Annotated in this window: 10 protein-coding genes; 4 read left to right on the forward strand and 6 right to left on the reverse strand. The window is 73.6% G+C overall.

Annotated features, from left to right (window positions below):
- Positions 1-107 precede the first annotated feature (107 nt).
- Together H4696_RS13030 and H4696_RS13035 are read left to right on the forward strand one after the other, a co-directional pair.
- Positions 108-1,175 (forward strand): ABC transporter permease, encoded by a 1,068-nt coding sequence (locus tag H4696_RS13030; RefSeq protein WP_086862083.1) that lies wholly within the window; start codon positions 108-110, stop codon positions 1,173-1,175.
- On the forward strand, positions 1,172-1,852 hold the full coding sequence (locus H4696_RS13035; protein ID WP_086862082.1) for an ABC transporter ATP-binding protein: 681 nt from the start codon (positions 1,172-1,174) through the stop codon (positions 1,850-1,852). The genes H4696_RS13030 and H4696_RS13035 overlap by 4 nt, the downstream gene beginning before the upstream one ends.
- Positions 1,853-1,946: 94 nt before the next feature.
- Here the strand turns inward: H4696_RS13035 and H4696_RS13040 are convergent, their stop codons facing one another.
- The 6 genes from H4696_RS13040 to H4696_RS13065 all read right to left on the reverse strand — a co-directional run bounded on the left by H4696_RS13040 (position 1,947) and on the right by H4696_RS13065 (position 8,767).
- Positions 1,947-3,413 carry a BTAD domain-containing putative transcriptional regulator gene (locus H4696_RS13040; RefSeq protein WP_169735047.1) on the reverse strand — a complete coding sequence of 489 codons (1,467 nt, stop codon included), beginning with the start codon at positions 3,411-3,413 and terminating at the stop codon, positions 1,947-1,949.
- Positions 3,410-4,558, reverse strand: coding sequence for a sensor histidine kinase (locus H4696_RS13045; protein WP_225956642.1), 1,149 nt, complete (start codon positions 4,556-4,558; stop codon positions 3,410-3,412). Before H4696_RS13045 ends, H4696_RS13040 begins: the two co-directional genes overlap by 4 nt.
- 33 nt (positions 4,559-4,591) lie before the next feature.
- On the reverse strand, positions 4,592-5,239 hold the full coding sequence (locus tag H4696_RS13050) for a cutinase family protein (RefSeq protein ID WP_192782280.1): 648 nt from the start codon (positions 5,237-5,239) through the stop codon (positions 4,592-4,594).
- Between the two features lie 430 nt (positions 5,240-5,669).
- Positions 5,670-6,326: a winged helix-turn-helix domain-containing protein gene (locus tag H4696_RS13055; protein WP_192782281.1), complete on the reverse strand. Its 657-nt coding sequence runs from the start codon at positions 6,324-6,326 to the stop codon at positions 5,670-5,672.
- A 9-nt stretch (positions 6,327-6,335) separates the two neighbouring features.
- Positions 6,336-7,982, reverse strand: a complete 1,647-nt coding sequence (locus tag H4696_RS13060; RefSeq protein ID WP_086864541.1) for a right-handed parallel beta-helix repeat-containing protein — start codon at positions 7,980-7,982, stop codon at positions 6,336-6,338.
- Positions 7,982-8,767: a helix-turn-helix transcriptional regulator gene (locus H4696_RS13065; protein WP_225955673.1), complete on the reverse strand. Its 786-nt coding sequence runs from the start codon at positions 8,765-8,767 to the stop codon at positions 7,982-7,984. Before H4696_RS13065 ends, H4696_RS13060 begins: the two co-directional genes overlap by 1 nt.
- A 33-nt stretch (positions 8,768-8,800) precedes the next feature.
- On the opposite strand from H4696_RS13065, the gene H4696_RS13070 reads away from it, so the two are divergent.
- Entirely contained in the window at positions 8,801-9,466 is a 666-nt protein-coding gene (locus tag H4696_RS13070) for a response regulator transcription factor (RefSeq protein ID WP_192782282.1), read from the forward strand.
- Positions 9,463-10,713, forward strand: a complete 1,251-nt coding sequence (locus H4696_RS13075) for a sensor histidine kinase (protein ID WP_086864543.1) — start codon at positions 9,463-9,465, stop codon at positions 10,711-10,713. Before H4696_RS13070 ends, H4696_RS13075 begins: the two co-directional genes overlap by 4 nt.
- The last annotated feature ends 3 nt before the right edge of the window (positions 10,714-10,716 follow it).

The following is a 10,716-nucleotide window of genomic DNA, read 5'->3' on the forward strand; positions in this document are numbered from 1 at the left end:
CGTCGTCCGGCCCGGGAAGTGCCGTCCGCCGCCGGATGCCCCGCCGGGGCACCGGGGACGACTGTGGAGACGTACCCGCTTCCCTCCGGAAAGGACAGTCCGAGGCCGTGTTCGTCGCCTGGAGAGACCTCAAGTTCGCCAAGGGGCGCTTCGCCCTGATGGGAACCGTCATCGTGCTGATCACCCTGCTCGTCGGCCTGCTGTCCGGGCTGACCGCCGGGCTCGGCGAGCAGAACGTCTCCGCCATCACCGGCCTGCCCGCCGACGAGATCGTCTTCGCCGGCGGCCAGGACCCGTCGTACGCCGACTCCACGGTCACCGAGGCGCAGCGGCGGCAGTGGGCGGCCGCGCCGGGCGTCACCAGCGCCGAGCCGCTGGGCATCACCACCACCAAGGCCACCGCCGCCGGCCGCAGCGCCGGCGTCTCGGTCTTCGGCGTCCGGCCCGGCTCCGCCCTCGCACCGGAGAGCGGCAAGCTCACCGGAGCCGACGTCGTCCTGTCCGCCCCGGCCGCCGCCGACCTGGGCGTCCGGCCCGGCGACCGCGTCACCCTGGCCGGACGTCCGCTGACCGTCACGGCGGTGTCCGGCGACGCCTCCTTCAGCCACACGCCCGTCGTCTGGACCACGCTCGACGTCTGGCGCGCGCTCGCCCCGCCGATCGGCGGCGACGCGACGGTGCTCGCCCTGACCACGACGGCCGGCGCGGACCTCGCGGCCACCGACCGCGCCGCCGGCACCCGGACGGTCTCCCGGGCGGACTCCCTGTCCGCGATCGGCTCCTACCAGTCCGAAAACGGCTCGCTGCAGCTCATGCGCGGCTTCCTGTTCGTGATCTCCGCCCTGGTGATCGGCGCCTTCTTCACCGTCTGGACGATCCAGCGCAGCGCCGACATCGCCGTACTCAAGGCGCTGGGCGCCACCACGGCCGGGCTGCTCAAGGACGCGCTGGGCCAAGCCGTCGTCCTGCTCGCCGGCGGCACCCTCATCGGCACCGGCCTCGCCGTCGCCGCCGGGGCCGCGCTGGCCGGCTCCGCGATCCCCTTCCTCCTCACCCTCGCCACCGTGCTGGTCCCGGCCGCCGTGCTGGTCCTGCTCGGCGGGCTCGGCGCGGCACTCGCCATCCGCCGGCTCACCTCCGTCGACCCGCTGACCGCCCTGGGAAGTGCCCGATGAGCCTCACCCTGACCGACGTCACCCTCACCTACCCCGACGGCGACACGCGGCTGACCGCGCTCGACCGGGTCAGCCTGGACGTCCCGCGCGGCAGCCTGACCGCGGTGGTCGGCCCGTCCGGCTCCGGCAAGTCCAGCCTGCTGGCCGTCGCCGCCACGCTGATCACGCCCGACTCCGGCACGGTCGTCGTCGACGGCACCCCGGCCACCGGATTGAGCCGCGGCGAGCGCACCGACCTGCGCCGCCACAAGGTCGGCATCGTCTTCCAGCAGCCCAACCTGCTGCCCGCCCTGACCGCCGCCGAACAGCTCCAGGTCATGGCCCGGATCGACGGCCGGTCCGCCGCCAAGGCCCGCACCCGCGCGCTGGAGCTGCTCGACGCCGTCGGCCTCGCGCCCCAGGCCGGGCGCCGCCCGCACCAGCTTTCCGGCGGTCAGCGCCAGCGCGTGAACATCGCGCGTGCCCTGATGAACGAGCCCACCGTCCTCCTGGTCGACGAACCCACCAGCGCCCTCGACCACGACCGCGGCGCCGCCGTCATCGACCTCATCACCCGCCTCACCCACCAGCGGGCGACCGCGACCGTCCTGGTCACCCACGACCGCGCCCACCTCACGGCGGCCGACCGGATCACCGAAGTCCGCGACGGCCGCCTGCACGTGCCGGCACCGGCTTGAGAAGTGCCCCACGTCTTGAATGACTCATTCAGGTCTTCGGAAGTCCTGAATGAGTCATTCAAGACGCCGGCGCAGCCCAATGGGACTGCGGCCCTCAGGCGAACCCGAGGAAACGGTCGTCGCCCTCCAGCACCGCCGCCCGGGTGCGGGCCAGCTCCGCGCCCGGGTCGACCGAGAAATCGCACCGCAGCCGGTCGTGGACCCGCTGGTACACGGCCAGCGCATCGGTGCGCAGGCCACGGGCGTACAGCGCGCGCATGAGCAGCACCGCGATCGGCTCGCGGTGCGGGTGGGCGGCGAGCACAGTGGACAGTTCGTCGGCCGCCGAGGCGTACCGGCCCAGGCGCAGCTGGGAGTCCGCTTTCCGCTGGGCCAGGGAAAGCCGGTATTCCCGCAGCCGCAGGCGCTCGCCTTCGGCGAAGGGACCGGGCAGGCCCGCCAGCGGTTCGCCCTGGAAGAGCCCGATGGCGTCGGCGCACAGCTCGGCCGCGGCGGCCAGGTCTCCGGTGTCCGCGGCCGCTTTCGCTTCCTGGTCGAGCTCGCGCAGGCGCGTGAGGTCGGTCCAGACGCCGTTGCTCGCGAACAGGTAGCCCGCGCGGCCGCGGCGGATCACCGACTCCTTGCTGGTTTCGTGGGCCGCGCGCAGGCAGGAACGCAGGCGCAGCACGTACGTCGGCAGCACGCCGGTGCCGGTGCCCGGTGGCTCGAGGCCCCAGACGTCGTCGAGGAGGCCGTGGTCGGTGACCACGACGTCCGGGCGCAGCAGCAGGGCGGCCAGCAGTGCCTGCTGCCGGACCGGGCCGAGGTCGAGCGCGGCCGTGCCGCGCCACGCCCGCAGCGGGCCGAGCACCGAAAACCGCAGCCGCGCCGCCGCGGGCCGGGGTGCGGGCGCCGGCGGGACCGGGGTGGCGGCGGTGCTCCGGGCGGTCACGATGCCGTGGTCGAAGGCGTACACGACGGCCGCGGCCCGGTCGCGCAGGCCGAGCTCCTTCATGAGGCGGGCGAACCGGGTCTTCACCGCCGCTTCGGGCAGGCCGAGCGAGCGGGCGATCTCGGCGTCGGTGCCGCCCCGGCCGGCCGCGCGCAGCAGCTCGAGCTGGTCCGGGGTCAGGTGTCCCGGCTCCGGGTGCCCGGCCGACTGCCGGAACGTCGTGAGCACGCGGGCGGTGACGGCGACGTCGAGCCAGGCGTCGCCCGCGGCCACCGCGCGGACGGCCCGGATCAGGTCCTCGGCGGGCGAGTCCTTCAGGACGTACCCGACCGCGCCCGCCCGCAGCACGCCGGCGAGCAGCTCGTCGTCGTCGAACGTCGTCAGGGCCAGCACCGGTGGGCGGGCACCGGTCAGGCGCAGCCGCCGGGTCGCTTCGATCCCGTCGACGTGCTTCATCCGCAAGTCCATGACGACGACGTCGGCTTCGGCCGCGGCGAGCGCCGCGGGCACCTCGGCGCCGTCGCCGCATTCGCCGACGATGGTGAACCCGTCGCGCGGCCGCAGGATCCGGCGCAGGCCGGACCGCACCAGCTCCTGGTCGTCGACCAGCAGGACCCGGATCGCGGTCACCGGGTCGCTCCGGCCGGGGGCAGGGCGAGGTCGACGAGCCAGTCGCCGCCGTCGGGCCCGGTGCGCAGGCGGGCGCCGATCTGCTCGGCCCTGGCCGCCATCCCGGTCAGCCCCGAGCCGTCGGCGGCGAACTCGGCCGGCCGGTCGGGCAGGGTGTTGCGGACGATGAGGCGGACCTCGTTCCGGCCGACGTGCAGCCGGATCCGGGCGGTGCTGCGCGGGGCGTGCTTGGCGATGTTCGCGAGCGACTCCTGGGTGATGCGGTAGAGCGTGAGCCCGGCCAGGTCCGGCACCTCGGCGGCGTCGCCCTCCTGCTCGAAGTGGATGTCGAGACCGGCCCCGCGGGTGTGGGCGACCAGGCCGGCGATGTCGCCGGCGCCCGGCAGCGTGTGCCGTTCGGCCGGGGCGTGCGAGAGCAACCGGACCGTGCGGCGGATGTCGGTCATCGCCGCCCGGCCCACCCGCTCGGCTTCGGTGAGCCCTTCGATCGCTTCGTCGACGTCGCGGTCCTGCTGCAGCGCGCGCCGGGCACCGGTGAGGTGCAGCAGCGTGATGCTGAGCGAGTGGGCCACGACGTCGTGCACCTCGCGCGCGATGCGCTGGCGTTCGGTGAGGATCGTGTGCTCCCGCTCGGCCGCCCGGCCGGCGCGCTCGGCGGCCAGCGCGCGGACGTACCAGCGGAGCATGAACCCGCCCGAGTGCCCGAGCAGCACCGCGGCCAGGTACACCGCCGCCCCGGTCAGCCCGGGCCCGGCCGCCGCCCAGCCGAGCACCGCGAGGTCGAGACCGAGGAACAGGAACGCGACCGCCGGCCGGGCGATCGAGGCCACCTCGGCGGCCAGCACCACGAGCACGATCGGCGCGAAGTCCGGCAGCCGCGGCACGGTCAGCAGGATCGCCACCGCGGCGGCCACCGTGACGCACTTGGTCCACACCGGCAGGATCCGGCCGGTGCCCAGCCAGGCCAGGCTGGTCGCCACGGTCAGCAGCGCGACCAGCACGAGCACGAGCGGCGGCAGCGCCCCCGCCCGCTGGGTGATGGCGGTGGCGGCCAGCAACGCGGAGAACGCGTTGGTGCAGACCGCCACCCACCACGGCAACGCGATCCGGGACTGGGCGAGACTCGCTTCCAGCTTTTCCCGCATCTTCACCATTTCACCCTAGGGCTCCTCGCAGGATCAGGGGTAGTAGACGCCGTTGTACCACTGGCCGCCGGCGTCGTCGGAATAGACGTCGACGTTGAAGTTGTAGTTGCCGTGCTTGCCTTCCCACAGGTAACCGGGCAGGCCCGAGGCCGCGTCGATGTCGCAGATGACGTCGTCGGTGCACAACGTCAGCGTCGGGATGTTCCCGAAGAAGTCGTCCACCCCGGCGAGCGGGGCGCCGGCGATCGGGGCGATCAGCGGGTGGCCCGCCGCCCCGGCGTTGCCCGGGCCCGGTGCCCGCTTCGGATCCGCGATGAGCACGGCGTTCACGTTGTCGATGGTCGGCCAGTTTTCGGTCACCCAGGTGTGCACCACCGCGGCGCCGAGCGAGAACCCGACCGCCTTGACGTGCTGGCCCCCGCAGGCGTTGCGCTGGTCGCGGATCAGCCGGTTCAGCTCGTTGACGCCCTGGCGGGCGTTGTAGCCGATCGGCTGGGCCGGGTACCCGACACGTTGGCTGATGTTGCCCTGCCAATAAGGAGCGTTCGAATCGTTGTCCCCCGTGCCGCCGACCACGATCGTGTAAGTGCCGTCGCACGACGCGGCCTGCGCGGGCGGGGAAAGCAGGCCCAGCCCGGCGGACGCGAGAATGCCCGTCAGCAGAATGGAAATCTTCTTCACTTCAACCCCCTTGCGCTGTCGCGGCCCGAAATGACCCCGACGCGGGGGATGCTGCCAAGCGATCATGAAATTCCGATGAAACGGCGGACCGGTCACCCGGTCGGGGCGCGGGGAAGTCGGGTCGGCACGGCCGGTTCCGCCGTCCGGACGTCATGAAGGGGTCGTTCACCTCACCACCCGGCGGGGTCCCGGCAAAGTCACGCGGCCGGGCCACCCTGCCGCCGGTGACCCGCTCGCCCGACGTCTTGAATGACTCATTCAGGTCTTCGGAGGTCCTGAATGAGTCATTCAAGACGCTGGTGCAACGCTGCGGGCTGCACCGACGCGACTTTGCCGGAGCCCTGTCACCACCCGGCATGAACGACCCGTTCACGACATCCCCGCCACACCGAGCAAGCGGCCGCGCCACAAAACTCGCCGGAACCCTTGCTCACCCCGCCATGCGGTAGCCGACACCCCGCACAGTCTCGATCAGCACCGGTTCGCGCAGCTTGCGCCGCAGGCGGCCGATCACCACCTCCAGCACGTTCGACCCCGGGTCCGCCGCCTCGTCCCAGGCGTAGCCCAGCAGCGCCGTGCGCGACACCGGCCGCCCGGCGGCGGTCATCAGGCGTTCGAGGACGAGGTACTCCTTGCGGGTCAACGTGAGCAGCACGCCGGCGCGGGTCACCTGGTGCTTGCCGTTGTCCAGCTCGACGTCCGCGCAGCGCAGCACGTCCGGGCGGCTGGTGAGGTCGCGGCGGCACAGGCGGCGCACCCGCGCCACCAGTTCCGGCATGGCGAACGGCTTGACGAGGTAGTCGTCGGCGAAGCGCAGGCCGTCGATCCGGTCGGCGACGCTGTCGCGCGCGGTCAGGAACAGCACCGGCATCGGCCAGGCCTCCCGGCGCCGCTCGCTCACGTACCGCAGCGCGTCACCCGAAGGCAGCATGCGGTCGAACACCGCGCAGTCGTAGGAGTTCACGCACAGTGCCTCATCGGCGGCCGGCAGGTCGGCCACCGCGTCGACCGCGAACCCGGCGGCGCGGAGGGCGGCGTCGAGCGCCACCCGCAGGTTTTCGTCGTCCTCGGTCACCAGCACCCGCACCCCAGCACGTTAGCGTGCGGCCGCCACCACCACGTCGTCGGCGAGCAGCTCGCGCAGTTCGGCCACGTCCGGGATCCGGCCCAGCCGCCGCAGCCGCTGGGACTGCGCCTTGCGCATGCCTTCGAACAGCCGCCGCGCGTCGCGGGCGTTGCCGAAGTTCGGTTCGGCGGCGGCGCCGGTGAAGAAGTCGAGCAGCACCGGGTGCGCCGCCCGGTCCAGTGCGTAGTCCCCCGCCGAGACCATCCGGCCGACGATGCCGAGCAGCTCGCCGGGCGTGTAGTCCGCGAACTCGATCGTCTTGCCGAAGCGGGACGCGAGACCGGGGTTGGCCGACATGAACTCCGCCATTTCGGCGGTGTAGCCGGCCACGATCACCGCCACGTCGTCGCGGCGGTCCTCCATCAGCTTGACGAGCATGTCGATGGCTTCCTGGCCGAAGTCGCCGCCCGCCGACGCCGAGCGCGACAGCGTGTAGGCCTCGTCGATGAACAGCACGCCGCCGAGCGCCTCCTCGACCACGACCGCGGTCTTCTCCGCGGTGTGCCCGATGTACTGGCCGACCAGGTCCCGCCGCGACACCTCGCGGAACTGGCCGCGCGGCAAGACGCCCAGTGCCTTCAGCAGCTTCCCGTAGATCCGCGCGACCGTCGTCTTCCCGGTGCCGGGAGAGCCGGCGAACACGAGGTGGTGGCCGGTCGGGCCGACCGGCAGCCCGGCCCGGCGGCGCCATTCGTTGACCTGCAGCTCGTCGACCAGCGCCCGCACTTCGGCCTTCACGCCGGGCAGCCCGACCATCGCGTCCAGCTCGGCCAGCAGGTCGTCCAGCTCCTGGCTGCCGAGGCCACCGGACGCCGCCGGGTCGGCCGCCGCGGCCACCGTCGTCGTCGCACCCGGCGCCACCACGATGCCCGGTTCCGCGGTGTTCTCCACGCGGCACCCGGACACCCGGCCGCCGCAGCCCGCGGCGAACGTGATCCCGGCGCCCCGCGCGTCGCGGACCGTGCAGCCGGACAGCTCGGGCGCGCCGTGGTGCGCCACCGCGATGCCCTCCTGGCCGGTCCGGGTGATCTCGCAGCGTTCGACCACCGGCCGGGCGTACTGGTAGACGTACAGCCCGCGCAGCCCGCACCCGGTCACCGCGCAGTTGCGGATGACCGGGTCGGCGCCCATCGCGACGATGACGCCGTCGCCGGTGACGTCCCCGACCGTGGTGTCGGCGAGCGTGCCGGAGCCGCCTTCGACGACGATGCCCTGCTCCCCGCCCGAGACGGCGCACCCGGTCACCTCGAACCCCGCGGTCCCCCGGATCCGGATCGCCGGGCCGCGCCCGCCGGCGAAGACGCACTGCCGCACGGTGAGCGCGACGTCGTCGGCGAAGATCGCGGCCGCGTCCCCGGCGCGCACTTCGATCCCGCGCAGCGCGAAGGATCCGCCCTGCACGGCGAAGACCGGCCGGTCGGTGCCGACGCCGTCGACGACCACGGCCGCGCCGTCCGCGGCCACCAGCGTCACGCGGCGCCCGGCCAGTTCGAACACTTCGCGGTACGTGCCTGCGGCGACGGTGATGAGGGCGTCGTCGCCGGCGTCGGCCAGCGCTTCGCCGATCGTGGCGTACGCGCCGGGCCGCGCCGCGACCTCCAGCGTCCGGCCGGTCATCAGCCCGCCTCGGCCAGCAGCCAGCCGCGATCGACGGCCTTGGCCCCGGCCTGGAACCGGCTGCGCGCGCCGAGCCGGTTCATGATGTCGGCGACCATCCGGCCGACCGTGCGGACCGAGATGCCCAGCTGCGCCGCCGCCGACTCGTCGGTGCTGCCGGAGCACAGCAGCACCAGCAGGTCTCGCTCGCGCGCGGTCAGCATCTCGTCGTCGCCGGGCTCGGGCAGGTCCGACGGCCCGAGCGGCACGGCGGTCCGCCAGGCCCGCTCGAACAGCCCGGCCGTCGCGGTGACCATTCCCGGCAGCCGGAACGAAACCAGGCCGTGACATCCGGGGCTCCGCCCCGAGCCGGGGGCTCCGCCACCCGGGGCCCCCGAAACGAAATGGGGGCCCGGGCGTTCGGCCGGCAGCACCACGGACCGGCGGTCGAGCACCAGCGCCTCCATCGGGACGTCCGTGTCGGTCCGCACCCGCGCCCCGGCGAGCGCCAGTGCCCGCGCCGCGCCCGACAGCCGCGCCGAGTCCGGGAACAGCGCCCGGCAGGGCACCCCCGCCCGCAGGTTCGCGTGCGCGATCCGGCGGAACTCGCCGACGGCCGCCGCACTAATGTCGGCACTCATGATCAGGACCTCGCCGACCGCCGTGTCCGGTCCGGTCCCCTCGACGAGACTGAGCCCGCTTGCCTGGTCCATCGCCCCATCCCCTCGTTTCGCCGCGGCCGGTTCATGCCAGATCCCGCGGATCCGCTGGTCTTCGCCCGCCGACGCGTTAACGTGCTCGGGCATGTGGCCACTTTCCCCCGGGCACCTGAGGTTTCGATGACAAGCGTGCTGGTCGTCGAGGACGACGAAAACCTGCGGGTCGCGGTGGCCGCGCGGCTCGGCGCGGCGGGCCTCGCCGTCGAGGTCGCGGGCGATCTCGCGACCGCCGACCAGGCCCTGCGCGCCGGACGGCACGGCTGCGTCGTGTTCGACCGGATGCTGCCCGACGGCGACGCGATCGGGTACGTCCACGCACGGCGCCTCGAAGGCTGGCGGACGCCGGTGCTGTTCCTGACCGCGCGCGACGCGCTCGCCGACCGGGTCGCGGGCTTCGAGCACGGCGGCGACGACTACCTCGTCAAGCCGTTCGCCGTGGCCGAGCTGACCGAGCGCGTGCTCAACCTCTGCCGCAACGCCGGGCTCGACCGGCCGTCCGTGCTGCGGCACGACGACCTGGTGATGGACTGCGCGCGCCGCGAAGTGCGCCGGGCGGGCGTCCTGCTCACGTTGTCGAACAAGGAGTACGCGGTGCTGGAGTACCTCCTGGTGCACGGTGGCGACCCGGTGCAGCGGGCCGATCTGCTGGAGCACTGCTGGGACAGCACGACCGACCCGCTGTCCAACGTGGTCGACGTGACGATCCGCCGGTTGCGCCGCAAGCTGCGGGAACCGGAGCTGATCCACGCCGTGCGCGGCCTCGGCTACCGGCTGGGTGCCGGGTGAACGGGTCGTCGGCAGACCGCTTGCGGCGGCTGCGCTGGGCGTTGACGGCGCTGTTCACCGCGGTCAACGCCGTCGGGCTGATCGCGTTCGCCTGGTTCATGATCAGCGAAGACGCCGACCAGGGCACCGAGCGGATCAACGCCGACCTCCTGCGCGTCACGTCGTCGGTGAGCAGGCTGGTCGGCTACGACGACGCGATCGACCTCGCCCTCGTCAACACCGACGTGCTGAACGAGCAGTGCCCGCAGTTCGCGATCCTGCCCGGCGGCGCGGCCGGGTTCCAGCCGCACCTGTCGCGGCGGACGTGCGTGCCGGTGGACGCCCAGGTGCTCGACGGGCTGGCCACCGACGCGGTGCGCGGCGGCACGGTCGTGACCGGCTACCAGCGCGGCTCGGGCGGCGAGCTGGTCCAGGTCCGGGCCGAGCCGCTGCTCAGCCGGACGGGCAAGCCCTTCGCCGCGGTGGTCGCGGTCGAGGACACCGCGGCCGTGTCGGCCGAGCACACGCGCTACCTGCTGCTGGTGATCGGCAGCTGCGCGCTGCTGGTCACGGCGCTCGGGTTCGCGGCGCACGTGCTGTCCGGCCGGTCGATCCGCCCGGCGGCGTCGGCCTTGCAGCAGCAGGAGGTCCTCCTCGCCGAAACCGCGCACGACCTGCGCACCCCGGTGGCGGCGCTGCGCGCGCTGGCCGAGACGGCGATGCTCGACCCGGCCCAGCGCACGGACCTGCTGCCCCGCACGGTCCGCCTGGCGGCGAGGATGGGCGGCATCATCGACGACCTCCTGGTCCGCGCCCGCCTCGCGGCCGGCGTCGAGCAGCTGAGCATCCAGCCGGTGTGGCTCGACCAGCTCGTGGCGGGCGTGGTCGACGACACCGAACCGGACGGCGCCCAGGTCACGGTGACGACGGCCCCGACGAAGGTGAACGCCGACCCGGCCCTGGTCCAGCGAGCCGTCGGAAACCTCCTGAACAACGCGTTGCGCTACGGCCGCCAGCCGGGCGCCCCGGCGATCGTCCACGTGATGGTGGCGGGCGGCACGGTGACGGTCGCCGACCACGGCCCGGGCATCGACACGACGCTGACCGAGGACGCGTTCGACCGCTTCGCGAGCACCGGCGGGTCGTCGGGGCTGGGGCTCTCGATCGTGCGGTGGGTGGCCGAGGCCCACGGCGGGACGCTGTCGGTCTACAACGCCGACGAGGGCGGCGCGATCTTCGAGCTGCGGTTCCCGTTGAGCACGTCCTGAGCG

This window comes from Amycolatopsis lexingtonensis, from assembly GCF_014873755.1.
GTDB classification, from domain to species: Bacteria; Actinomycetota; Actinomycetes; order Mycobacteriales; family Pseudonocardiaceae; genus Amycolatopsis; species Amycolatopsis lexingtonensis.

Coding starts and splice junctions, on each gene's coding strand:
- H4696_RS13035 (WP_086862082.1), top strand. CDS start 1,172: ATGAGCCTCACCCTGACCGACGTCACCCTCACCTACCCCGACGGCGAC.
- H4696_RS13045 (WP_225956642.1), bottom strand. CDS start 4,558: ATGCGGGAAAAGCTGGAAGCGAGTCTCGCCCAGTCCCGGATCGCGTTG.
- H4696_RS13060 (WP_086864541.1), bottom strand. CDS start 7,982: ATGACCGGCCGGACGCTGGAGGTCGCGGCGCGGCCCGGCGCGTACGCC.
- H4696_RS13065 (WP_225955673.1), bottom strand. CDS start 8,767: ATGCCCGAGCACGTTAACGCGTCGGCGGGCGAAGACCAGCGGATCCGC.
- H4696_RS13070 (WP_192782282.1), top strand. CDS start 8,801: ATGACAAGCGTGCTGGTCGTCGAGGACGACGAAAACCTGCGGGTCGCG.